Here is a 24,659-nt window from a genome sequence, read left to right as displayed (position 1 = left end):
GGGGTCAGATCCGGTTGGCCGCGGAGCCGCGACGCAGGAAGAAGGCAGTCATCGCAACCCAGATCGCGGCCAGAGAGAACCACGTGATCGCGTATTGCAAGTGATCGTTCGGAATCGCGCTGGTGTCCACCGGCATTGCCGTCAGCGGGCTGTCCGGAAACGGCACGTCACGCCTTACGACCAGGACGGGCCGTGTATTCAGGGCATCCGCCATGGCGGAGACGTCGCGCGCAAACCAGATGTTTTTATCAGTGTCAGGCGGCGGGGTGAAGCTGTCCGTCTCCTGCGGCCACTGCAGATTCCCGGTGATGGTGACGGGCGGCCCTTCCTCTATGCTGAGCCCGCCGGCATCAGCCACGGAGACAAAGCCGAGATCCACAAGCAACGGCCCGGTATCATGCAGCATCGGCCGGATGATACGGTAGCCTGCACCCACCTGCTTTTTCGAGACCAGTACCCGAAGGTAACCGGCACCCAGCGTGCCGGTGACCTGTACCGGAAGATAGGCGTCGCGCGCCGGATCGGGTGTTTCGGGCAAAGCGACCGGGTCGGCCAGGATCGCGGCATCGATCTCATCGATGATCGCCTCTTTCCACGCAAGACGCTGCACCTGCCAGATGCCGAGACCGCCCAGAAGAGCCGCCCCGCCCAGACCAAAGATCAGCAGGAATGCAAGTCGTCGCATTTATCCTCCGCTCCCCAAAAACAAGGCGCGCGCATCGCTGCGCGCGCCGCTGGCTATTTACGTGCCCCTGGCGGGATTGCAAGGCGTGTGGTTCAGCCCGGCACACCCCACATGTAAACGGCGAAGAAGAGGAAGAGCCAGACCACATCCACAAAGTGCCAGTACCAGGCCGCTGCCTCGAAACCGACGTGCTTTTCAGGCGTGAAATGCCCTTTCATCGCACGTATCAGACAGACCGTAAGAAAGATTGTCCCGATGATCACATGCGCGCCGTGGAAACCCGTGGCCATGAAGAAGTTGGAGAAGAACTTGTCGCCGCCGAACTCCCATCCCTGATAGAGCAGATAGGAATACTCATAGGCCTGCAGTGCCGTGAAGAGCACGCCAAGGATGATAGAGATCGCCAGACCCCAGATCAGGTCCTTGCGGTTATTCTCATGCACCAGAGCGTGGTGCGCCCATGTCACCGCACAGCCCGACAGCAGCAACACCAGCGTGTTGATCAGCGGCAGGTGCAGCGCATCCACCTGATAAATCTCCGGCGGGATATATTCCGAGCCTACGTATTCGTTCATCGGGTAGATGGCGTGTTTGAAAAAGCTCCAGAACCAGGCCGCAAAGAACATCACTTCGGACATGATGAAGAGGATAAAGCCATAGCGCAGGCCGATCCGGACGACGGGCGTGTGATCGCCCACCTTGCTTTCGGTGACCACCTCGGACCACCAGGCGAACATGACATAAAGCACGCCCACAAATCCGATCCAGAACATGAAAGGCGTGACATCCTGCATCCAGAGCACCGCACCAAAGAGCATGATAAAGCCCGCCAGCGCGCCCAGAAACGGCCAGATCGAGGGGTTCAGAATGTGATAGTCGTGGTTCTTTTCATGGGCCATGTGTGCGTCCCTTACCTTATCCTGGTCAGTTCAGACTTGTGTCTGAGTTGGTGTTGGCATCGTCTACCGCGGCATAACCTTCAGGCAGATCAATTTCGTAGAATGTATAGGACAGTGTGATGGTGTGTATATACTGTCCGTCGCGGTCATCGACAATTTCCGGATCGACATAGAAGGTGACCGGCATCTGCACCCGTTCTCCGGGCGCCAGCACCTGCTCTTCAAAGCAAAAGCACTGGATCTTGTTGAAAAAGCCGCCCGCCTGATAGGGGGTGACGTTATAGCTCGCAGACCCCGCGATGGGGCGATCGGTCGGGTTATAGGCCTCATAAAAAGCAAGGCCGGTTTCACCGATCTTCACTTCCATCTCGCGAACAACGGGTTTGAATTCCCAGGACATGCGGTTGTTCAGAGAGCCGTCGAAACGGATTTTGATCGTCTGATCGAGCACATCATCAGGGGCCACTTCAGAGACGCCCGTGACACCCCCAAAACCCGTCACCCGGCAGAACCAGTCGTAAAACGGCACTGATGCCCAGGCCAGCGCCCCCATCACAAGCACGAGGCTGACGGTCTGTGCCACTGTTTTTGCCGGACCGGAAAGCGCCATTACTGTGTGAGCTCCTCTGCACGGGGTAACTCAAATGCACCGTTGGTGACCTTGGTAAAGGTCAGCGCCAGCACCAGCACCACAAATCCTGCAAGCATCAGACCCACGCCAACGTTACGTCCGCGGCGGCGTGTGTGGATCTCGTGTTCAGGACGCAGTGCCATTATTTACCAGCCTCCCAGACCGAAGGGGCGCAGCACCGCTTCAAACAGGATCGCGCCGAAATGGGCGAACAGATACCAGAGCGACAGGCGGAAGAATTTCTTCTCCACGATATATCCGTCTTTGATCGCGGCCTCTTCAGGCCGGCGCCAGATGTCGTAAGCACCTTTCAGAAAGAGCGTGTTCAGCACTACGGCCGTCGCCAGATAAAGCGGCCCGCCGATGGCGGTAAAGCCCGTACCAACGGCCAGAACGGCCAGCAGCACGGTATAGGCGATGATATGTGCGCGCGTCACTTTGCGCCCGTGGGTCACGGTCAGCATCGGCACATCCGCGTCGTCGTAATCAGACTTCATAAAGAGTGCCAGCGCCCAGAAGTGCGGCGGCGTCCACATGAAGATCAGCGCAAACATCAGCCAGGCCTCGACAGAGAAACTGCCTGTCGCGATCACCCAGCCAATAACCGGCGGGAAGGCCCCTGCGGCTCCGCCGATCACGATGTTCTGCGGCGTCGCACGTTTAAGCCACATGGAATAGACAACGGCGTAGAAAAAGATGGTAAATGCCAGCAGCGCCGCGGACAGCAGATTTGCCGCAAGCCCCAGCATCATCACCGAGAGACCCGAAAGCGCCATCCCAAGGCTCAGCGCCTCGCCCGCAGGCACCCGGCCTGACGGAATGGGGCGTTTTGCCGTGCGCCGCATGACGGCGTCGATATCCGCGTCCCACCACATATTGAGCGCACCCGAGGCACCCGCCCCGATGGCCACAAAAAGGATCGAGGCAAAGGCAATGACCGGATGCACCGGCACCGGCGCCGCGATCAGGCCCACCAGCGCCGTGAACACCACGAGTGACATGACGCGCGGCTTGAGCAGGGCGAAATAATCGCCGAGCTGCGTATCATATTCCCCGGTAGGTGTGTTGTAGCTTACATCAGACATTCATGTGCCTCGGGCGCAGGTAGCGCGAGGGGCTGTGACACGCACAGCCCGGCCCGCTTCAGTTGGATGCCAGTACGCGGGTCTGCGGGATACCGGCGTATTCCTCTTTCGCACCGGCCAGCCATTCGGCATAGGCTTCCTCCGATACGACTTTTACCGTGATCGGCATATATGCGTGGTTCAGACCGCAAAGCTCGGAGCACTGACCGAAATAGATGCCCTCCTGCTCGGCCTTAAACCACAGTTCCGCCAGACGACCGGGCACACCGTCCTGTTTCACGCCAAAGGCAGGGATCGTCCAGGAGTGGATCACATCGCCGGCCGTGACCTGCATCACGATGGTTTTGCCAACAGGCACAACAACAGATGTATCGGTTGCCAGCAGGAACTCATCTTCCGAATACCCGGCCTCTTCGAGCTGCTGAATCACCTCGGGCGATTTGGCATTGTTGCCACCGGTTGCCGGTGCACCGATCATGTAGGAAGAAAACTCAAAGCCCTCATCCACATATTCGTAATCCCAGTACCACTGGTATCCGGTCACTTTGATCGTGATGTCGCCCTCAGGAATTTCCTGCTGCTTGAACAAAACCGGCAGCGAATAGGCACCGATGAACACGAGGATGACAATCGGAATGACCGTCCAGGCAATTTCAACGGGTGTGTGGTGTGTAAAGGTCGCGGGCTCCGGGTTGCGCTTTGCATTGTAGCGTATGCAGACCCAGGCAATGAGCGCCGTCACAAAGAGCGAGATGATCGTGATGATCACCAGCAGCATCCAGTCCAGATTGTGGATATCGCGCGCCAGTTCGGTAACAGCGGGCTGAAACCCGGTCAGCCCGTCCACAGGTTTCCCGATGATTTCGAGGTTGTCCTGTGCATAAGCACCGGTCGCTGTCAGGCCGGCCATAAAGCCTGCGAGGGATGTGATTCTTTTCATGTGTCGTCCTGATCTGATTGGTGATCGCTGGATCATTGTTGCGCATTGTGGGTAAGGATCTGAGTTGCGCATCAGCCCTCCCGTTGTATTCGCCATCCTTACAATCATATTCTGTGTACGAGATAAAGGCTTCAGCTTGCGTCAAACAGACGCTGAGCCGGAAATCAGCCGCTTTTTGCAAAGGACCAGCCCAATGACAGACGCGCCTTTTTCACCCTTTGACGATTCGCTGGACCGGGAAACGGCTCTGAGGGTTCTGCGCGCGGCCACTGATGGTGCCGATGACGGAGAGCTGTTTCTGGAGCGTCGCCGTTCCGAGGCACTGGTCTTTGACGACGGGCGGCTCAGAACCGCGAGTTATGATGCGGGCGCCGGGTTCGGTCTGCGCGCTGTGCGCGGAGAAGTCACCGGGTACGCTCATTCCACAGAAATAACGGAAAGCGCTTTAAAGCGGGCGGCGGAAACCACACGTCTGGCCGTGGGCGACGGCGGCGGCACCTGGGCGGATGCGCCAGTCGCAACCAATACAAAGCTTTATACCGACGATGACCCCATAGCCGGAGCACCCTTCCCGGTAAAAATCGAAACCCTGCGCGAGATCGATGCCTTTGCCCGTGATCTGGACCCGCGGGTTGTGCAGGTCTCGGCCACGATTGCCGCCAGCCTGCAAGAGGTCGAAATTCTGCGTCCGGACGGGCAATCCGTGCGCGATGTCCGGCCCATGACGCGGGTGAATGTCTCGGTGATCGTCGAGGAGAACGGCCGGCGCGAAGCCGGCACAGCAGGCGGCGGCGGACGCGTGGGGCTCGACGGGTTGCTGGCCCTGCAGGACTGGCAGGCAAAAGCGCGCGAGGCCCTGCGGGTCGCGGTTGTCAATCTTGGTGCCGTACCTGCTCCGGCGGGTGTGATGGATGTTGTGCTTGGCCCGGGATGGCCCGGAATTCTGCTGCACGAGGCAATCGGGCACGGGCTGGAAGGCGATTTTAACCGCAAAGGCTCTTCGGCTTTCGCCGGACTGATGGGTCAGCAGATTGCCAGCTCCGGGGTCACGGTGCTGGATGACGGCACGATCCCGGACCGGCGCGGCTCAATCTCTGTCGACGACGAGGGCACGCCTTCGGGCAAAAACACCCTGATCGAGGACGGCATACTTGTAGGCTATATGCAGGACCGCCAGAATGCCCGCCTGATGGGGGTCGCCCCCACCGGCAACGGGCGGCGCGAGAGCTATGCCCATGCGCCGATGCCGCGGATGACCAACACTTACATGCTGGGCGGCGACACGGCTCCCGATGACATTGTCGCCGGCCTCAAGGACGGCATTTATGCGGTCGGTTTCGGCGGTGGCCAGGTCGATATCACCAACGGCAAATTCGTGTTTTCCTGCACCGAAGCCTACCGGGTGCAGGATGGCAAAGTCGGCGCACCGGTGCGCGGTGCGACCCTGATCGGAGACGGCTCCACCGCCCTGAAACACATCCGCGCCATCGGCAACGACATGGCGCTTGATCCGGGCATGGGCAATTGCGGCAAGGCGGGACAATGGGTGCCGGTGGGGGTGGGCCAGCCGACGCTGATGATCGGCGGTTTGACGGTGGGCGGATCGGCCTCCTGACCCGCCCGGCTGCGGGTCGCCGCTGGTCTCCCCATAAATAGCGATGCCCGGGGGCAGAGTTTCTTCACGCGTTGTTAACCAAGACGGCTTAAACCTGATTCTGCAAAGGACGGAGCCGCGGATGACTGATGAAAAGGATCACAATCCTTCTTCCACTCACCCCCCACTCCCACCCACCCCGGAAGACGAACAGTTCTCCCGGCTCCGTCTCTTGCGCTCCCGCCGGGTTGGCATAACGACGTATAAACGACTGCTGACTGAACACGGCACTGCGCAGAATGCGCTGGCCGCGCTGCCTGAGGTGGCGCGCGCCGCCGGCGTTGAGAAATATGAGGTCTGCCCCCCAGAGGTTGTGCAGGCCGAACTCAACGCCGCCCGCGCGGCCGGTGCCAGGCTGGTAATGTCCGGCACGCCTGCCTATCCCGCCACTCTTGAGGAAATCAGCGATGCGCCTCCGTTTTTATGGGTGATCGGCGATCCTGAACTGCTGCTGAGACCTATGATCTCTCTGGTCGGCGCCCGGAACGCCTCCTCGCTCGGCACCAGAATGGCACGCTCGCTTGCTGCGGATCTGGGTGCGGCGGGTTATGTGATTGTCTCGGGCCTGGCCCGCGGCGTTGATACGGCTGCGCATCTGGCAGCACTGCCTACCGGGACAATCGCGGTTCAGGCTGGCGGCGTGGATATCATCTATCCCTCAGAGAACACCGGACTGGCCCGTGATATTGCGGACCACGGATTGCGTCTGTCAGAGCACCCGCCGGGGCTGCAACCAAGAGCGCGGCACTTTCCGGGCCGCAACCGGATCATCTCCGGGCTGAGCCGGGCAACGGTCGTTGTGGAGGCTGCTGCAAAATCCGGCAGCCTGATCACCGCGCGTGATGCTCTCGATCAGGGTCGTGAAGTTCTGGCCGTACCCGGCAGCCCCTTTGATGCGCGTGCATCGGGCTGCAATAAGCTGATCCGCGACGGCGCGGTCCTGGTGCGGTCGGCCCGGGACGTTCTTGAAGCCATCGGCCCTATCGCAGCGCATACTGATCAACGGCCCCTGCCTCTGCCCATGCCCCGGGAAACCGCTGCACCCGGCAGAAAAGCAATGACCTCAGGGCAGACCTTACTGACCCCTCCCGCACGCCGGGTCAAAAACGCAGCCCTCGCCCATGCAGCGGAACTGCACCGCCGCATCCTCGACCGGCTGAGCCCGGCGCCGCTGGCTGAAGACCAGCTCATCCGTGATCTCGCAGTGCGTTCGTCAGATGCGGCCCCTGCGCTGCTCGAACTGGAACTGAAAGGTGAGATCATCCGACAGGCAGGCGGGCTGGTTTCGCGCACAAGCTGACCGGGCGACGGTGCACTGAACGACGCGCTCAGGGTTCCGCCGGACGCCTTCCGGGAACACTATTTTCGCACCAGCGGGTCAGCCGCCTGACCCATCAGGACCCAACTCCAGTGCCGCTCTGCCAGGGCGTCTGAGGCACGGCCTGCACGAGGCACGATTGACAAAATCCGCTTGCACCCCACCTCAGACGTGGCCATAGACATCAGATATTTTCGCTCAGAGGTACCCCGTAATATGCCGGTCGTCGTCGTCGAATCCCCAGCCAAAGCAAAAACGATCAACTCTTATCTGGGTAAGGATTACACCGTTCTGGCCTCTTACGGACATGTGCGGGACCTGCCCCCGAAAGACGGCTCGGTGGATCCGGAAAACGAGTTCGACATGCTCTGGGAAGTGGCCTCCGACAGTAAAAAACACGTCAAAGCCATTGCCGATGCGCTCAAAGAAGACAACGCTCTCATTCTCGCCACCGACCCCGACCGCGAAGGCGAGGCAATCAGCTGGCACCTTCAGGAAGCCCTGACCAAACGCAAGTCGATCAAAAAGGACACCCCCGTCAGCCGGGTGGTCTTTAACCAGATCACCAAAAAGGCCGTGACCGAGGCGATGGCCAATCCGCGCCAGGTCGATATGCCGCTCGTTGAGGCCTATCTGGCGAGGCGCGCGCTGGATTATCTGGTAGGCTTTAACCTCTCGCCTGTACTGTGGCGCAAATTGCCCGGTGCCAAATCCGCAGGGCGCGTACAGTCTGTGACCCTGCGCCTGATCGTCGAGCGCGAGATGGAAATCGAAGCCTTCCGCAACCGTGAGTACTGGTCAGTCAAAGCAATGCTTGGCACGCCGCGCGGACAGGATTTCGAGGCGCGCCTGACCGTTCTGGCCGGCAAGAAGCTTGAACGCTTCGACATTGCAGATCAGACTCAGGCGGAGATGGCCGTTCAGGCGATCACTTCGCGTGATCTCAAAGTACAATCGGTCGAAGCAAAGCCCGCCAGCCGTAACCCCGCCGCCCCTTTTATGACCTCCACGCTGCAGCAGGAGGCCAGTCGCAAGTTCGGCATGGGTGCGCGCCAGACCATGAGCACCGCGCAGCGGCTTTATGAGGCCGGCTACATCACGTATATGCGGACCGACGGCATCGACATGGCCCCCGAAGCGGTCACCGCGGCGCGGGACGCGATCAAAACCCTCTATGGTGGCGAATATGTGCCGGACAAACCGCGCATCTACAAAAACAAAGCCAAGAACGCCCAGGAAGCGCATGAATGTGTGCGCCCCACGGAGATGCTGACCAAACCGGAGGATCTGAAAACCTCAGACGCGGATCAGCGCAAACTCTACGACCTGATCTGGAAACGCACCCTGGCCTGCCAGATGGAAGCTGCCCGCATGGAGCGCACCACGGTAGATGTGGCCAGCGCTGACGGTCAGATTGAACTGCGCGCAACGGGCCAGGTCGTGCTCTTTGACGGCTTCCTGCGCGTTTATGAAGAGGGCCGCGATGATGTTGTCACTGATGACGATGACAAGCGCCTGCCGCAGATCGATCAGGGCGATGCGATGGAGAAACGCTCCATCACGCCCGAGCAGCATTTCACCCAGCCCCCGCCGCGCTATACTGAGGCCACGCTGGTCAAGCGTATGGAAGAGCTTGGCATCGGGCGCCCCTCGACCTATGCGTCGATCGTAACGACGATCCAGGACCGCGAATATGTGCGCAAAGACAAAAACCGCCTGATCCCAGAGGACAAGGGTCGTCTGGTGACGGCCTTTCTGGAAAACTATTTCCGCCGCTATGTGGGATATGATTTCACCGCCGATCTTGAAGACCAGCTGGACGATGTGAGCGCGGGGGATGCCGATTATAAAGAAGTGCTGCGCCGCTTCTGGCGGGATTTCTCCGCCGCCATTGCCGAAACAGCCGATCTGCGCATCACCGAGGTGCTGGAAAAGATCAACGAAGTGCTGGAGCCGCACCTCTTCCCGCCGAACGAAGACGGCAGCGACCCGCGGCTCTGCCCCAACTGCGGCGCGGGCCGGCTGAGCATGCGCACGGCGCGCTCTGGCGGGGCGTTCATCGGCTGCTCGAATTATCCCGAGTGCCGCTACACCCGTGCGTTCGGCCCGCCGGGCGAAGAAGACGACAGCGGGATTCCGCCCGAGGGCAAACTGCTGGGCGAGGACGCCGGCGACAAGATTTATGCTTTCAAGGGCCGCTTTGGCCCCTATGTGCAGCGCGGCGAAGTCACCGAAGACAATAAGAAACCGCCACGACAGTCGATCCCCAAAGACTGGCCGCCCGAAGACGTCGGTTTGCCGCAGGCGCTCAAGCTGTTGTCCCTGCCCCGTGAGATCGGCCCCCACCCTGAAGACGGCGTGCCGGTCTGGTCAAACATCGGGCGTTACGGGCCCTACCTCAAGCATGCAGCATCGACCTCCGAACGAGGCGGCACGAACGCCAACCTGGAGAGCATTGACGAGGTATTTACCGTGGGCATGAACCGTGCGGTGCAACTGCTGGCGGAAAAGGTCGCGAGCCGGGGCGGACGCGGTGCGGCGGCAAAGACCCTGCGCGATCTTGGCGAACATCCCGGTGAGGGTGGCCAGATTTCCATCATGGAAGGCAAATACGGACCCTATGTTAAGTGGGACAAAATCAACGCGACGATCCCCAAAGAAACAGCGCCTGATGATCTGAGCATCGAGGCCGCCGTGGCGCTGATCGAAGAGAAGGCCGCGAAAAAGGGCACCCGCAGAAAGAAAGCTGCACCGCGCAAGAAAACAGCAGCGAAGAAAACAGCAAAAAGCAGCTGAACCTGCCCCGGTTTGCCGTCCTCTTTCCGCAAACCCTTTGCGCCCGGACCCGGGCTGCGATACGGTATTCTACGGAACACGAGGTAGCTGTCAGCCGTGATTGACAGCCCGGGCAACGCGATGCAAAGTCCGGCAAGCCACCGGTTTTTGGGGATGCACAATGAAGAAAGTCTACGGATCAGCCGCCGAGGCGCTTGATGGCGTTCTGCACGACGGTATGACAATTGCCGCCGGCGGGTTCGGCCTGTGTGGCATCCCTGAACTGCTGCTTGCGGCAATCCGCGATGCCGGCACCAAAGACCTCACCTTTGCGTCCAACAACGCCGGCGTGGATGATTTCGGCATCGGCATCCTGCTGCAGACGCGACAGGTAAAAAAGATGATAAGCTCCTATGTGGGAGAGAACGCGGAATTCATGCGCCAGTATCTGTCCGGTGAGCTTGAGCTTGAGTTTAACCCCCAGGGCACACTTGCCGAACGTATGCGTGCGGCCGGCTGCGGCATCCCCGGCTTTTATACGAAAACAGGCGTCGGCACTGTGATCGCAGAGGGCAAAGAGCACAAAGACTTCGACGGCGAGACCTATATCCTTGAGCGCGGTATCTTCGCCGATCTCAGCATTGTCAAAGCCTGGAAAGCCGACCCGACGGGCAACCTCGTCTTTCGCAAGACCGCGCGCAATTTCAACCCGCCTGCCGCGATGTGCGGCAAGGTCTGTGTGGTCGAGGTTGAAGAAATTGTGCCAACCGGCAGTCTTGATGCAGACAGTATTCACTTGCCGGGCATCTATGTGCACCGGCTGATTCAAGGCACACATGAAAAGCGCATTGAACAGCGCACAACACGGGCCGCCTGAGGCCGGATCACCAGATGGCAGATACATATCACACCTCAGCCGACAGCGACCTCATCAGCGAAGAAGAGCTCTTTTTCGATGACCGGGCCTTTGACGGCTTTGCGCGTGCTGAAGTGTCGATGGTTCTGACCAACCCGCATCTTGAAGACAACCCGATTGTTTACGTCAACCAGGCCTTTACCCGGACAACCGGCTATCCGCGCAGTGCGATCATCGGGCGCAACTGCCGGTTTCTCCAGGGCGAGAGCACCGAGAAGGCCTCTGTCGATGCATTGCGCAAACATATCGAAGCCGACGAGACGGTGGCAGTTGATATCCTGAATTACCGCTCGAACGGTGAGCCCTTTATGAACCGGCTGGTGGTGTCGCCGATCATGGATGCAAAGGGCCGTGTGCAGTACTTCATGGGCATCCAGAAAGTGCTGAATAAGGGCGAGCGCGCGCCCGGGGCTGATAAGGTCAACGAACAGCTTATGGAAGTTCAGAACCGCGTGCACACTGATCTGTCGATGATCATCTCGATGATCCGGCAGCAGTCGTCGGCGACCTCGGTGCCTGATGACTTTGCCGCCCTGAGCCGGCGGATCGAAACCCTGCAGCTGCTGTATGAAGAGATGAAGCTCTCGGATGACCAGTCCAACCGGGGTACCATTCCCATGGGCAGCTTCATGTCACGGCTCGCCTGTGCAATCTGCCACATCGAAGGCCGCTCGGGCGTGCGCATGAGCATCCAGATCGAACCCGCTGAGGTGCCGATCGAAGTGGCCACCCGCGTTGGGCTGGTCGCCTCCGAATTGCTGACGAACGCGTTTCAGCACGCTTTTGACCGGCTCGATAATGGTCTGGTGGAATTCCGTATGTCGCAGCTGAGTGCTGGTGGTCTTCGTCTGATCGTCTCGGATGACGGCACCGGTATTCCGCGGGATATGCAATGGCCTTCGGACAAAACCGTCGGTGGCCGCATCATCAACGGCCTTATCGAAGGGCTGGAGGGCACGCTGCAGCTCGGGCGTGGTGCGGCGGGCAGCTTTATCACAATAGACGTGCCGGCCGGCGCGTCCCTGTCAGGATAGGAACCTCATGCCCTGGGATCGTAATCAGATGGCGGCCCGCGCCGCCCGCGAGCTTGAAGACGGCTGGTATGTGAATCTCGGCATCGGCATTCCCACGCTGGTGAGTAACTATATACCGGACGGTATCGAAGTGACGCTGCAATCTGAAAACGGGATGCTGGGCATGGGCCCCTTCCCCGTCGAAGGCACTGAAGACCCTGATCTCATCAATGCCGGCAAGCAGACGATCACTGAGCTGCCGCAGACCTCCTATTTCGACAGCGCCACCAGCTTTGGCATGATCCGGGGCGGTAAGATTGCGATGGCGATCCTCGGCGCCATGGAAGTGGCCGAGAACGGCGATCTTGCCAACTGGATGATCCCCGGCAAGCTCGTCAAGGGCATGGGCGGTGCAATGGATCTTGTTGCCGGTGTCGGCCGGGTCGTCGTGGTCATGGATCACACCAACAAACACGGCGACAGCAAGGTGCTGCGCGAATGCACCCTGCCGCTTACAGGTACCGGCGTGGTGGACCGCATCATTACCAATCTGGGTGTCCTGGATGTGGTCGAGGGCGGCCTGAAGATAGTTGAGTGCGCCGATGGCGTCACCGAAGACGAGCTGCGTGCCGCCACCGAAGCCACCATTGTCTGAATTTGAAATCACCTGCGAACAGAACGGCAGCAAGGGGCGATATGTCCTCATCCTGAACGGGCATGAGGCCGATCTGACCTACTCGGTTCTGTCGCCAGAGGCTGTCATTGCCGATCACACCGGTGTCCCGGATGCGCTGCGCGGTACCGGTGCCGGACTGGCTCTGGTCACCCGGCTGGTGGCGGACGCGCGCGCCGAAGGGTTCAGGATCGTGCCGCTTTGTCCTTTCGTAAACGCACAGCGGCGCAAACATCCCGACTGGGCAGATGCCTTCAAGGTCTGAGACCGCTCAGTTCAGCCCGGCGAAAACACATCCGTCAGTGACAAGCTCAGGCGGCGTGAGGCACAGCCCCCGCGCGACCTGAAAAGCCGCCAGCACCTTGGGCACGTAATCGCGCGTCTCGGCATAGGGCGGCACGCCTTCGTGTTTGCGCACGGCCCCCTCGCCCGCGTTATATCCGGCCAGCACCAGGATGGGGTCGCCGTCGAACTCGCCCATGAGCCAGTCCAGGTATTTCACGCCGCCTGAGATGTTCTCGGAGGGCGACTGGCTGTCCTTGACGCCAAAGCGGGCGGCAGTTGCGGGCATCAGCTGCATCAGACCCTGCGCGCCGGCGTGGCTGACCGCGTCACTCCTGCCCGCCGATTCAACTGAAATCACCGCCAGCACCAGAGCCGGTGACACCCGGGTGCCGATCGTGGATTTCAGGATCTCTCGCCCGTTGCTGCGCGCGATGCTCTGCAGATGCTGCAAACGGGGCTGCGGGACGCGCCCGATCCCGGAGATGATATTCATCGCCGATTGCAGCCGCCCCGGCCCCGAGGCCAGCATACTCGGCGAGACACGATCCCAGAACCAGCCATAGGCACCGACTACCGGCCCGGCGGGTGCGGGCGGCAAAGTGCCCTCGGGCACAGGCTCGGGGTTGGTGCGCCCCGCGCGCGGAGCAGGCCGGTCAAAGAACTGATCATTCGGGTCAATCTGCACGTTGATGCGTTTTGTGCCCGCCTGGGGCACTCCGATCCGTTTCGATTTGAATTCAGGGAAGGGTGGCGGACTCTCCGCCAGTGCCGGGGCTGATGTGAACAGAAGCGCACAGAGCCCTGAAGCCAGAATATTTCGCATATGTACCGCCCGGCGTTGATTTTTTCACGCGTTATTGGTGTCAGTCTCGCAGAGAAACAGCCCGCAGACCAGTCAAACCAGCACCTGAAGACGGCGATTTCGCCACAATCCGCCCCCTTACTGCGTCCGGCGCCCGCGGAATAAAGGTTATTTTATTGTAAAAACAATGATTTGAAAATTTTTCCGGATATATTCCCCGGCAGTCTGCAAAAGTCACATTTGCGGTCAAATTCATGCCCCAATCCAGCGTCTATATAGCGGCATACCAAGTCGGACAGACCACATGAGAGTAACGGTCACGAGGACGGCAAGGTTAAAAAGTGAAATCTCAATGATCCTTTGGAGGGACATACTATGATGAAATTTATCGAAAACTTCCGCAACGACGAAGATGGTGCGGTTACAGTTGACTGGGTTGTTCTGACAGCTGCTGTTGTTGGCCTGGCGATCGCTGCTTACCAGTCCATCGAAGATGGTGCGACTGCTCTGACAGAATCCACAGGTACCTTCATGGAAGGTGTTGACCCGGCGAACGCTGCAGGCACCGACAACACCGGCCTGACCACCGGTGGCTAATACTTCCGGGACCTGAAGTCTCAGAAAATCGGGGGGGCACGGTTCCACATCCGGAACCGGCCCCCCTTTTCTGTTGCGCCGGTCATTTTCTGCCGGCCTGTTTCACATATTTAAACAAAGAGTGTGGTGTATGGTACGACTGTTAAGACAGGTATTAAAAAACGAAGACGGCGCTGTAGCCGTGGACTGGGTTGTCCTGACGGCTGCTGTCGTGGGGCTTGCAGTTACCCTGGTTGTCGAACTGCGCGGCGGATCTACTGCGGTTACGCAGAAAACCGGCGACTTTCTTGCAAATTACGAGCCATTCTGAAACGGCACGTGACACCGGGAACCGGAGCGGCGGCGGAATGCCCCGCGCCGGTGTCCGCTTCCGCATCCGACCCCGGAACAGCACCGGCAGCACATCCGGCGATTGTTGCCGGACCGCGCAAAACGCCGCTGTTGAGACATGCGTTGATCCTTAAATTGCCACAATCGGATGTCAGTCAGACAGCAGATATAAACAGACCCGCTTTCAGGCTCAAAACGGGTAGTAGAACGAGGTAAGACAATGCGATTGATTTTCGGTTTGGTGCTTTTGGCGGGCGTGGCCCTGGCCGGTGGTGCCGTTTACATGGCCAAGGATTACATTGGTCAGTATCAGCAGCAGCTGGCAGTTGCGAAACAGAAGGAACAGGCGATCGTTCCTACTCAAACGGTATTTGTCGCGAAGAATCCGATGAAATACGGTGACATCCTGAAACAGGAAAACATCCGTGCTGTGAACTGGCCTCAGGATTCCGTTCCTCAGGGCACCTACAGCGATCTGGCCGTTCTCTTCCCGGAAGGTGTCGACGAGCATCGCCTCGTTGTCCGCCCTATGGAGCCGGGCGAGCCGCTGATGCAGGTTAAGATCACCCAGCCGGGTGAGGATATCGGCCTGACCACACGCCTCGACAAAGGCATGCGCGCCTTTGCCATACGCGTGGACGTGGCCAGCGGCGTGTCGGGCTTTCTGCGCCCGGGTGACCGCGTGGACGTTTACTGGACCGGTGCTGTGAACGTGGGCGAGGGTCGTGAAGACGTTACCAAACTGATCGAAGCCAGCGTGCGCCTTATTGCGGTGGACCAGTCTGATGATAAAGTAAACGGCGCGCGCATCGCCCGCACCGTCACCGTCCAGGCAACACCTGAGCAGGTCGCGGCACTGGCGCAGGCACAATCCACAGGTCGACTTTCCCTGTCGCTGGTCGGCGCCGGTGACGACACAGAAGTCGGTGGCATCGAGGTGGATCAGGTCTCCCTGCTCGGCCTGACAAAGGCCGCACCTAAGGTTGCAGCGCCCAAGGAACGCGTCTGTGCGATCCGCCAGCGCAAAGGTGAAGAGATCGTATCGGTCCCGATTCCCTGCACAAATTAAAACGAAAACAAGACCTTATACAGGCGCTGCACCCCCGGTGTGGCGCCTGTCCTCGTTCTGTCTGTTGCCAATTACCCACATAAGCTGTGTGTCAGAACCCATTGATTATTGAAAAAAAACTAAAACCAACGCAGAGTAATCCACATGCGGGCTTAAAGACCCGGAAACGAGGCGTGACAAAAAGGGCAGGTCACATGAAAAACAACGGAATATTGAAAGCGGCCCTTCTCGGGCTGGCCATCAGTGTTAGTCCGGTTGCTTTCACGGGAACAGGATCAGCAACCGCTGATACTCTCCGCGTGATTGCGAAGGAAACTAACTCTTCACTTAACGTATCCATGAACCGGGCGGTTGTTGTTGAAAGCGAAATTCCTTTCGCTGAACTCAGCATTGCAAACCCGGGTATCGCAGACATCTCGTCGCTTTCGGATCGCAGCATCTATGTCCTGGGCAAAGCGCCCGGAATTACAACGCTGACGCTTCTGGACGCTGCGGGACAGCTTATTACCAATGTTGAAGTCCGGGTCGCACCGGATGTGACCGAGTTTAAAGAGCGCCTCCAGCAGATTCTTCCCGGAGAGCGCATCGAAGTACGCACGGCAAACGACGGCATCGTGCTGTCGGGTCTTGTGTCCAGCAGCCAGAAGCTCTCGCGGGCCCTGGAACTGGCGAACCGTTACGCGCCTGACCGCGTCTCCAACCTGATGACGGTTGGCGGTGTACAGCAGGTGCAGCTCAAGGTCCGCTTTGCCGAAATGAACCGCACAGTGTCGAAATCTCTTGGTGCATCGATCGGTATCAACGGCACAGACGGCAACTTCCTCGGTGTGGGTGGCGTGTCGGGCGGTGCTCCGGCGGGCGCACTTAACGTAGGCTTCAGCCTGGGATCCGTCGAAGTCGGCGTTCTGCTCGAAGCTCTGGAACGCAAAGGTGCTGTACGCACCCTCGCAGAGCCGAACCTGGTGGCACTCTCCGGACAGGAAGCCAACTTCCTCGCCGGCGGTGAATATCCGGTCCCGGTCGCTCAGGACAACGACACAATCTCAGTTGAATTCAAGCCCTTCGGTATTGAGCTCAACTTTGTGCCCCGTGTCGTGGACGGCGATACCATCAACCTCCAGCTTGCCGCTGCGGTGTCTTCGATCGATACAGCAAACGGCGTCTCTCTGGCAAACGGCATCTCGATCGACGCCTTCACCCGCCGCGAAACCTCGACCACGGTTGAGATGGATGACGGGGAAAGCTTTGCGATTGCGGGCCTTCTGCAGGATGACTTCACCGACTCTGCAACACAGGTTCCGTGGCTGGGCGATGTGCCTGTTCTTGGTGCCCTGTTCCGCAGCGCCGACTATCAGCGCTCACAGACTGAGCTTGTGATTATCATCACAGCCCATCTTGTGTCGCCGACACGTGGTGAAGCACTGGCACTGTCTACTGACCGGATCCGTGCACCCAGCGAAGCAGACCTGTTTCTCAACGGCCGCGTCATTCGCAATGCCGGCGCAGCAGGTGAAGTTGCCAAGCAGGACTTCAGCGGTTCCTACGGCTACGTGATGGAGTGATCAGATGAAACACGTGACAATAAACAAAACCCGCATAACGGTCCTTGGACTGTGTCTCGCAACACTTTCCGCCTGTGCCTATCCTGCTGGCAGCCAGCTTGATAACGGCAACTTCGGCGATGCGACAATGCATAACATGATGGTCCAGGCTTGTAAGACGAACGGGCTGGGTGCCGGCAAAGGCGGCAAATACGGCAGCCACCTTGCAGATCCGGTTGTGGTTCTCGATCCGGCCAGCACGCCGGGCCGCAAAATCTACCGCGTCCACTGCGATGGTCGCCTCGACGGCAAATACGCCAACATCATCTACAATGAGTATGTTGGCAGCGCGACGCAGACTCCCACAGTCAGCGAAACGGACGGCGGCGACGATTAAGCCAGCGTCTGACGCAGCTACCAGATCAAAGGGCGGGTCCGGCGGATCCGCCCTTTTTCCGTCTGACGCCCCTGCTCCACTGTCCGGCAACGCCTTGTCGCTTACTGCGATCCGCATCAACCGGCGAGCATCTCGCCCTGAGCGGGCGGTGCGAGGGACCGTCAGACAAAGCAATGCATCCGGGGATCATTGTGTCGAGATACCCAACAATTGGGCGGATTAAGCCCTAATCTCGCCCAGATTGACTGCGACTCTACCTGCAATGGGACACGTATGTCCGGCGATGCCGGGCGAGGGCTGTGCCGGAGTATGGTGGGCAAAATTAAGATATGCCCGTTTACGCTTCGCCCACCCTTTGAACAAAGAGGACGACGAGGCAATGAGCAGTACAATGCCACAACCCGATACATCGCTGATCGTAGCCTGCACAGTCAGTCGCGATGTGCAGAACTTTGATCTCCTGATCGAAGACATGGAGCTGGCACTGGGCGAAAACTGGGGCGATCTCGGATTTGCTGAGGCGCTCGCTTTTTTCGGGCAACCCGAAGCGCAGGCCCTTGAGTTCATTGCCCTTGCGATTGACGAGTCCGATGAGGAGAACCTCTCTCTGATGGGTGAAATCATCACCCAGGCCAAGTCCCGCAGGATCAAAGTCATTCTGATTGCCGAAGATGTCACGCCGGCATCGCTGCACACGCTGCTGCGCCAGGGTGCGGACGAGTTCGTCCCCTACCCTCTGCCGGAAAATGAGCTGTCCGAGGCCATCGAGCGTGTCCGCGCGGCCGAAGCGGCTCTGCCCGCCACCACAAGCGGTCCTGGCCTGCAATCCGGCAACCATAAAGAAGGCGCTGTCATTGTTGTTCACGGTCTCGCCGGCGGTACTGGTTCTACGACACTTGCAGTGAACCTGGCCTGGGAGCTTGCTACTGCCAAGAAGGAAGGCGGGCCCAGCGTCTGCCTGCTCGATCTCGATCTGCAATATGGCTCAGTTGCCACCTATCTCGACCTGCCGCGCCGCGAAGTGGTCTATGACATGCTCTCTGACACCGAAAAGATGGACGACGAGACATTCGGCCAGTCGCTGCTGACCTTTCAGGACAAAATGCAGGTTCTGACCGCCCCTACCGATATGCTGCCGCTTGATCTTGTATCCTCGGAAGACATCAACCGTCTTCTGGCGATGGCCCGCCGGCACTTTGAATATGTTGTGATCGACATGCCGTCGACACTGGTGTCATGGTCCGAGGCGGTCCTGAACCAGGCACACGTTTATTTTGCCATGCTTGAGATGGACATGCGCTCGGCTCAGAACGCACTGCGGTTCAAACGCGCGCTGCAGTCCGAAGAGCTGCCAGTGGAAAAGCTGCGCTATGTGATGAACCGCGCGCCCGGCTTTACTGATTTGTCCGGCAAGAGCCGCGTCAAGCGCATGGGCGAATCACTCAGCATCTCTATCGATCTGCAGATGCCCGATGGTGGCAAACCCATAACCCAGGGTGCCGATCACGGCCTGCCGCTGGCAATCTCCGCTCCCAAGAACCCCCTGCGCAAGGAAATTGCAAAGCTGGCCCTGTCCATTCACGAGCTCGGCACCGACAATGCCAAAGCAGCCTGATCCTTTGAAGGAATACCTGCATGTTTTCAAAATATAAAAAATCTACCGGCACGCCGGGTGCTGCTCCGGACGCCGGAAAGGCAGAAAAAGTAACGACCATCGCGCCGGCCCAGAACACTGCGCCGGCGGCAACCGTGACGCGCAAAGCCGCGCAGGTTTCACCCGCGCAGGTCACGCCGATGGACAAGGAGCGCAAGCGCAAGGAGCGTATGGGAGAGCTCAAGCTCGATATGCACCGCGTATTGCTCGACAACCTGAACCTTTCTGCTCTTGAGCACGCCTCCGAGCAGGATCTGCGTCAGGAAATCAGCGCCATCGCCAGCGAATTCCTCGAAGAACGCAGTGTGGTTCTGAACCGCGAGGACCGGCAGACGCTGACCTCTGAACTTTATGACGAGGTGACGGGGCTGGGGCCCCTTGAAACACTTCTGAAAGACGAAACCGTCAACGACATTCTGGTAAACGGCCCGCAACAGATCTTTGTTGAGCGGGACGGCAAGCTGGAACTCACCGACATCAATTTCAAAGATGAACGCCACCTGTTGCGCATCATCGACAAGATCGTATCCGCTGTTGGTCGCCGGGTCGACGAATCCAACCCGTACGTTGACGCCCGCCTCAAAGACGGCTCGCGTTTCAACGCCATGGTGCCGCCGGTTGCCGTGGATGGCAGCCTGGTCTCCATTCGTAAATTCAAAAAAGACAAGCTGGGCATTGACGATCTGGTAAGCTTCGGCGCCTTTACCGAAGAGATGGCCGCTTATCTTCAGGCCGCTGTTGCCACCCGGCTCAACATCATCGTCTCGGGCGGTACCGGCTCGGGTAAAACGACAACTCTCAACGCGCTGTCTTCTTTCATCGACAATGCCGAACGGATCCTGACGATTGAGGATACCGCGGAACTTCAGCTCCAGCAGACCCATGTGGGCCGGATGGAAAGCCGCCCGCCCAACGTTGAGGGCAAGGGCGAGGTTTCCCCGCGAGACTGCCTGAAAAACGCGCTGCGAATGCGTCCTGACCGCATCATCGTGGGGGAAACCCGTGGTGAAGAAGTTATCGACATGCTGCAGGCCATGAACACCGGCCACGACGGCTCCATGACCACAATCCACGCGAACTCCGCGCGCGATGGTGTCAGCCGTCTTGAAAACATGATTGCCATGGCCGGCATCGAAATGCCGCTGAAAGCGGTGCGCTCACAGATCTCAAGCGCTGTGAACCTGATTGTGCAGGCATCACGCCTGCAGGACGGCTCGCGCCGCATGACCTCGATCACAGAAGTGACCGGCATGGAAGGCGAGGTGATCTCCATGCAGGAGATCTTCCGCTACCAGCGTGTGGGCCTGACACCGGAAAACAAAATCATTGGTCACTTTACAGCCACGGGCGTTCGCTCGCACTACGCGGAACGGTTCCGCATGTGGGGCTATGATTTGCCGCCATCCATCTATGAACCTGTCGCCGCCGAGTAAGGATCAGTAAAATGTCAATCGAACCAATTATTTATGGGTTGATTTTTGTCGCCGTGCTTGCGCTCGTCGAAGGACTCTACCTCGTTACATTCGGCAAATCGATCTCGCTGAACAGCCGCGTGAACCGCCGGCTGGAAATGCTTGATAAGGGTGCCGGCCGCGAAGAGGTGCTGGAAAAACTGCGCAAAGAAATGCAGCAGCACATGAAAACAAAATCCATCCCGCTCTATTCTATGCTGGGTGAAAAGGCACAGAAAGCCGCAATTGCTTTCACGCCCAGGCAGCTGATCGTTGTGATGATCATCCTGTCTTTCGTCGCCTTCATGGGCCTGACCGTGGGCACGGCCACAGGCCTGCCGGTCCGCATCGTGATGGCAATCGGCTTCGGTGTCGGAGGCGTCTACTACTGGGTCTCCAGCAAGGCTAACAAGCGTCTGTCGATGATCGAGGAACAGCTGCCCGATGCGGTGGAATTGATGGTGCGCTCGCTGCGTGTGGGTCATCCCTTCTCCTCCGCGGTACAGATCGTCTCCAAGGAAATCCAGGATCCGCTGGCCTCTGAATTCGGCATGATCGCAGATGAGGCGGCCTATGGCCGTGACGTCGGCGACGCGCTCAAGGAAATGGCAGAACGGCTCGACATGCAGGACCTTCGCTTTCTGGCCGTTGCCGTCACCATTCAGCAAACCTCGGGCGGTAACCTTGCCGAAATTCTCGCAGGTCTGGCAAAAGTAATCCGTGCGCGCTTCCGGCTCTTCCGCCGGGTGAAAGCGATCACCGCCGAAGCCAAATGGTCCGGCAAATTCCTTTCCGGATTCCCGGTCGCCGCACTGATCATCATCAACGTCACCGACCCCGGCTACTATGACAACGTAAGGGACCACCCCTATTTCATCCCCGCCTGCTTTTTCGTCGGGATCATGCTCACCGTGAACCTCGTCGTGATGCGCGTGCTCACCAATATTAAGGTGTAAGGAACCAGTTCCATGGAAATGATCAATAACCTCAACGCGATGATCACGGATCTGCTCGGCCCGCTCGGTCCCATGATCCTTCTTGGCACGGTGGGCCTCGTGATCATCATCATGACAATCGTCGCGATGATGGCGCAGCCCGAAGACCCGATGGACAAACTGAAGAAGTCCGTTCAGGCACCGGAAGGCGGAAAAACCGATCAGAAACGTCTGCGCCAGGGCGGCCGTAACGAACAGCTGCAGAAATTCGCCTCCTTTCTGGAGCCCAAGGACGCAGCTGAGCTGACCAAGCGACAGCTGCAGTTGCGCCAGGCCGGATATCAGAGCCAGGACTCTGTCCGTTTCTTCCACTTTGCTCAGTTCGCTCTGGGCATCGCCGGTCTGATCCTTGCCTTTGTCTGGCTTAACGTGCTTGAGGGTGGTGAAGGCTTCAGCACCCAGAAAATGATGATCTACACGCTGGTCCCGGGCCTTGCAGGCTATTACCTGCCGAGCTACTGGGTTACCCGCCGTGTCGCCATGCGCAAAGAAGAGATCACCAGCGGCTTTCCTGACTGTCTCGACATGATGCTTGTCTGTGTTGAAGCCGGTCAGTCTCTTGACCAGTGTATCGTCCGTGTGGCGCGCGAGCTGCACGCCTCCTATCCCGCTCTGGCCCAGGAATTCGACGTGGTCGCCTATGAAATGAAGGCGGGTAAAGACAAATCAACAGTTCTCAATGATCTGGGCGAGCGGTGCGGAGTGCAGGATGTATCGTCCTTTGTGACCGTGCTGAACCAGTCGGCGCAGTTCGGTACATCCATCGCCGAAGCGCTGCGGGTTTATGCCGCAGAAATGCGGGACAAACGTGTGATGCGCGCCGAAGAGGCGGCAAACAAGTTGCCAACCAAGATGACCCTTGCCACTATGATGCTGACCGTGCCGCCGCTGCTGGTCATTCTTGTGGGTCCTTCGGCACATGGCATCACACAACTCGGGAATATGTCAGGCCCTCAATGATGAAATGGCTATGGCGGGTCTCCGGGCCCGCCGCAATCGCCACCATAACACTCGGACTTGCCGCCTGTGACACGGGCGGCCTTTCCGCATCCGGCGACGGGGTATTTGCTCCCGGAGTAGATTACCGCGCTGAAGCAGAAGACGGTGTTGAGGTGGGGCACCGCTTGCTGGCTTCGGGCGAGTATGAACTCGCGATCAAAGCTTTTAACCGCGCCGCTGTGGACCGGGGCGAGATTGACGGCGAAATCCTGTCCGGCCTTGGTGCGGCCAACCTTGGCCTTGGCAGACTGGGCCAGGCGGAAAAGATGATGCGGCGGGCCATTGCAAAGCCCGATGTACAGCCCTCTGATCTCAACAATCTCGGCGTTGTGCTGATGGAGACCGGACGCAGCGCCGAAGCCGCACAGTATTTTCAGCGCGCCTTTGCACTCAGCAATGGCGAAGATATCGCAATCCGTGACAATCTGCGCTTAGCACTCGCAAAATCCGAAAATTCTGCTACACAGGTTGCACAGAAGACCACTGACTTCACACTGGTGCGGCGCAGTCGGAGCGAGTTTACGATCGGGCCGTCACCGTGAAACGGGCAAGAGCAGCAAAAAGGACGCAAAAATGCGCCGACCAATCGTATTGTCTGCCACTATGGCAGGACTCCTCATTGTAGCAGGCTGTGCGCCGGGACCGGACGAGACCGTGGACCGGGCGTTTCAGGACGTCAACGTGATCGACGAAACAGATCTTTCGGACATCATGCTGACTGTAGCCGACCCCGACGAGGCGGTGAATTACTTCAAACGCACGATAAAAACCAACCCTGACCGGATTGATGTCCGCCGGGGTCTCGCCGTGTCCTATACCCGTGGCAAACGCTACACTGAAGCCGTTCCCGCCTGGAAAAAGGTCGTCGAGCACCCGGGCTCAAACCCGGGCGACAGCGTCCAGTATGCCGACAACCTGATCCGCTCCGGCGACTGGGCGACGGCCGAAACGGTGCTCGACACCATTCCGCCGACCTTCGAGACCTTTGACCGCTACCGGCTCGAAGCGATGGTGGCTGACAGTAACAAAGAGTGGAAAAAAGCCGACAGCTTTTATGAAATCGCTGTGGGCCTCACGACCAAGCCCGCGAATGTCATGAATAACTGGGGCTATTCCAAACTGTCGCGCGGTGACATCAAAGAGGCCGAGCGCCTCTTTGGCGAAGCGATACGTGAGGATCCGACGCTCTTTACCGCAAAGAACAACCTTGTCCTCGCCCGCGGAACACAGCGCGATTACACGCTGCCTGTTATCCCGATGGATCAGATCGAACGGGCGCAGCTTCTGCACACGCTTGGCCTTGCGGCGATCAAACAGGGTGACGTGAGCCAGGGTAAAGCACTGCTGAAGGACTCGATCGACACCCATCCGCAGTATTTTGAGCCTGCCGTTCGCGCGCTGGAAGCACTCGAGCAGACCACGACGACCGGTTGATCTTTTATGGCGCTGTCTTCTTTTGCCGCGCTGTGGTTTTTGCCGTTCGTTCTGCCCGTCTGTTTTTACGTTTCCTGGACGGATCTTGCTTATATGAAGATCACCAACAAGGCGGTGACCGTCCTGGCGGTGATCTTCGTTGTTCTGGGACCTTTTGTGCTGGACGGGTTCACCGTTTATCTCTGGCAACTTGCCCAGCTTGTCATCGTGCTGCTGGCCGGGATCGCGCTCAATGCTGTCGGGGCATTCGGCGCCGGTGACGCAAAATTCGCAGCCGCAGCAGCCCCTTACGTGGTGCTGCAGGATGCGATTGTCGTCGCTGTGATTTTTGCGGTGATGATGGTCGCGGCCCTTGCCGCTCACCGGCTCGTGCGCGCCTCGCGGCTTAGAAATCTCGCACCCGGCTGGAAAAGCTGGGACGCCGGCAACAAGTTCCCGATGGGGCTGGCGCTTGGCCCTACACTCGCCCTGTATCTGTGCCTTGCAGCACTAAATGGTGCCTGAATTAAGCCATTT

The 24,659-nt window shown here is 58.9% G+C and carries 26 protein-coding genes; 19 read left to right on the top strand and 7 right to left on the bottom strand.

Going from position 1 to position 24,659, the window contains the following annotated elements; genetic code table 11:
* Positions 1–4: 4 nt before the first annotated feature.
* The 6 genes from Q0M35_RS00640 to coxB all read right to left on the bottom strand — a co-directional run bounded on the left by Q0M35_RS00640 (position 5) and on the right by coxB (position 4,240).
* A complete protein-coding gene (locus Q0M35_RS00640; protein ID WP_295311164.1) occupies positions 5–685 on the bottom strand; it encodes an SURF1 family protein in 681 nt (226 codons plus the stop codon).
* A gap of 92 nt (positions 686–777) precedes the next feature.
* A complete protein-coding gene (locus Q0M35_RS00635; protein WP_295311162.1) occupies positions 778–1,584 on the bottom strand; it encodes a cytochrome c oxidase subunit 3 in 807 nt (268 codons plus the stop codon).
* Positions 1,585–1,609: 25 nt separating this feature from the next.
* Positions 1,610–2,194, bottom strand: coding sequence for a cytochrome c oxidase assembly protein (locus Q0M35_RS00630; protein ID WP_295311160.1), 585 nt, complete (start codon positions 2,192–2,194; stop codon positions 1,610–1,612).
* Positions 2,194–2,358: a cytochrome C oxidase assembly protein gene (locus Q0M35_RS00625; RefSeq protein WP_169639789.1), complete on the bottom strand. Its 165-nt coding sequence runs from the start codon at positions 2,356–2,358 to the stop codon at positions 2,194–2,196. The genes Q0M35_RS00630 and Q0M35_RS00625 overlap by 1 nt, the downstream gene beginning before the upstream one ends.
* 3 nt (positions 2,359–2,361) lie before the next feature.
* Complete coding sequence (gene cyoE, locus Q0M35_RS00620; protein WP_295311157.1) at positions 2,362–3,300, bottom strand: heme o synthase; 939 nt, start codon at positions 3,298–3,300, stop codon at positions 2,362–2,364.
* A gap of 58 nt (positions 3,301–3,358) precedes the next feature.
* Positions 3,359–4,240, bottom strand: a complete 882-nt coding sequence (gene coxB / locus Q0M35_RS00615; protein ID WP_295311155.1) for a cytochrome c oxidase subunit II — start codon at positions 4,238–4,240, stop codon at positions 3,359–3,361.
* Between the two features lie 193 nt (positions 4,241–4,433).
* Here coxB and tldD point away from each other — a divergent pair, with 193 nt between their 5' ends.
* The 7 genes from tldD to Q0M35_RS00580 all read left to right on the top strand — a co-directional run bounded on the left by tldD (position 4,434) and on the right by Q0M35_RS00580 (position 12,854).
* On the top strand, positions 4,434–5,855 hold the full coding sequence (gene tldD, locus Q0M35_RS00610) for a metalloprotease TldD (protein WP_295311153.1): 1,422 nt from the start codon (positions 4,434–4,436) through the stop codon (positions 5,853–5,855).
* A 121-nt stretch (positions 5,856–5,976) separates the two neighbouring features.
* Positions 5,977–7,194, top strand: a complete 1,218-nt coding sequence (gene dprA, locus Q0M35_RS00605) for a DNA-processing protein DprA (RefSeq protein ID WP_295311151.1) — start codon at positions 5,977–5,979, stop codon at positions 7,192–7,194.
* A 234-nt stretch (positions 7,195–7,428) separates the two neighbouring features.
* Positions 7,429–10,008, top strand: a complete 2,580-nt coding sequence (gene topA / locus Q0M35_RS00600) for a type I DNA topoisomerase (RefSeq protein WP_295311149.1) — start codon at positions 7,429–7,431, stop codon at positions 10,006–10,008.
* A gap of 160 nt (positions 10,009–10,168) precedes the next feature.
* Positions 10,169–10,864, top strand: coding sequence for a CoA transferase subunit A (locus tag Q0M35_RS00595; protein WP_295311148.1), 696 nt, complete (start codon positions 10,169–10,171; stop codon positions 10,862–10,864).
* Between the two features lie 14 nt (positions 10,865–10,878).
* Positions 10,879–11,937 carry a PAS domain-containing protein gene (locus tag Q0M35_RS00590; RefSeq protein ID WP_295311147.1) on the top strand — a complete coding sequence of 353 codons (1,059 nt, stop codon included), beginning with the start codon at positions 10,879–10,881 and terminating at the stop codon, positions 11,935–11,937.
* A 7-nt stretch (positions 11,938–11,944) separates the two neighbouring features.
* The gene (locus Q0M35_RS00585; RefSeq protein WP_295311145.1) at positions 11,945–12,571 is read left to right on the top strand and encodes a 3-oxoacid CoA-transferase subunit B; all 627 of its coding nucleotides are present in this window, start codon (positions 11,945–11,947) and stop codon (positions 12,569–12,571) included.
* Positions 12,564–12,854, top strand: a complete 291-nt coding sequence (locus tag Q0M35_RS00580) for a GNAT family N-acetyltransferase (RefSeq protein WP_295311143.1) — start codon at positions 12,564–12,566, stop codon at positions 12,852–12,854. Before Q0M35_RS00585 ends, Q0M35_RS00580 begins: the two co-directional genes overlap by 8 nt.
* A 6-nt stretch (positions 12,855–12,860) precedes the next feature.
* Here the strand turns inward: Q0M35_RS00580 and Q0M35_RS00575 are convergent, their stop codons facing one another.
* Positions 12,861–13,697, bottom strand: a complete 837-nt coding sequence (locus tag Q0M35_RS00575) for a lytic transglycosylase domain-containing protein (protein WP_295311142.1) — start codon at positions 13,695–13,697, stop codon at positions 12,861–12,863.
* A gap of 354 nt (positions 13,698–14,051) precedes the next feature.
* Here Q0M35_RS00575 and Q0M35_RS00570 point away from each other — a divergent pair, with 354 nt between their 5' ends.
* The 12 genes from Q0M35_RS00570 to Q0M35_RS00515 all read left to right on the top strand — a co-directional run bounded on the left by Q0M35_RS00570 (position 14,052) and on the right by Q0M35_RS00515 (position 24,647).
* Positions 14,052–14,273: a hypothetical protein gene (locus tag Q0M35_RS00570; protein WP_295311140.1), complete on the top strand. Its 222-nt coding sequence runs from the start codon at positions 14,052–14,054 to the stop codon at positions 14,271–14,273.
* Between the two features lie 130 nt (positions 14,274–14,403).
* On the top strand, positions 14,404–14,583 hold the full coding sequence (locus Q0M35_RS00565; protein WP_295311138.1) for a hypothetical protein: 180 nt from the start codon (positions 14,404–14,406) through the stop codon (positions 14,581–14,583).
* Positions 14,584–14,823: 240 nt separating this feature from the next.
* Positions 14,824–15,672, top strand: a complete 849-nt coding sequence (gene cpaB / locus Q0M35_RS00560; RefSeq protein ID WP_295311136.1) for a Flp pilus assembly protein CpaB — start codon at positions 14,824–14,826, stop codon at positions 15,670–15,672.
* Between the two features lie 194 nt (positions 15,673–15,866).
* On the top strand, positions 15,867–17,234 hold the full coding sequence (locus Q0M35_RS00555; RefSeq protein ID WP_295311134.1) for a type II and III secretion system protein family protein: 1,368 nt from the start codon (positions 15,867–15,869) through the stop codon (positions 17,232–17,234).
* A gap of 4 nt (positions 17,235–17,238) precedes the next feature.
* Entirely contained in the window at positions 17,239–17,610 is a 372-nt protein-coding gene (locus Q0M35_RS00550; protein ID WP_295311132.1) for a hypothetical protein, read from the top strand.
* A 379-nt stretch (positions 17,611–17,989) separates the two neighbouring features.
* Complete coding sequence (locus tag Q0M35_RS00545; protein ID WP_295311131.1) at positions 17,990–19,225, top strand: AAA family ATPase; 1,236 nt, start codon at positions 17,990–17,992, stop codon at positions 19,223–19,225.
* Between the two features lie 20 nt (positions 19,226–19,245).
* Entirely contained in the window at positions 19,246–20,697 is a 1,452-nt protein-coding gene (locus Q0M35_RS00540; protein ID WP_295311130.1) for a CpaF family protein, read from the top strand.
* An 11-nt stretch (positions 20,698–20,708) separates the two neighbouring features.
* Entirely contained in the window at positions 20,709–21,671 is a 963-nt protein-coding gene (locus Q0M35_RS00535) for a type II secretion system F family protein (protein WP_295311128.1), read from the top strand.
* Positions 21,672–21,683: 12 nt separating this feature from the next.
* Complete coding sequence (locus Q0M35_RS00530; RefSeq protein WP_295311126.1) at positions 21,684–22,670, top strand: type II secretion system F family protein; 987 nt, start codon at positions 21,684–21,686, stop codon at positions 22,668–22,670.
* Entirely contained in the window at positions 22,667–23,251 is a 585-nt protein-coding gene (locus Q0M35_RS00525) for a tetratricopeptide repeat protein (protein ID WP_295311124.1), read from the top strand. Before Q0M35_RS00530 ends, Q0M35_RS00525 begins: the two co-directional genes overlap by 4 nt.
* Positions 23,252–23,282: 31 nt before the next feature.
* Positions 23,283–24,143 (top strand): tetratricopeptide repeat protein, encoded by an 861-nt coding sequence (locus tag Q0M35_RS00520; protein ID WP_295311123.1) that lies wholly within the window; start codon positions 23,283–23,285, stop codon positions 24,141–24,143.
* A 6-nt stretch (positions 24,144–24,149) separates the two neighbouring features.
* Positions 24,150–24,647, top strand: coding sequence for a prepilin peptidase (locus Q0M35_RS00515; protein WP_295311121.1), 498 nt, complete (start codon positions 24,150–24,152; stop codon positions 24,645–24,647).
* Positions 24,648–24,659: the final 12 nt, after the last annotated feature.

The organism is Roseobacter sp. (genome assembly GCF_024639605.1).
GTDB lineage: Bacteria > Pseudomonadota > Alphaproteobacteria > Rhodobacterales > Rhodobacteraceae > Roseobacter.
The sequence above is the reverse complement of the archived record's forward strand: the minus strand, read 5'-3'. Positions and strand labels throughout refer to the sequence as shown.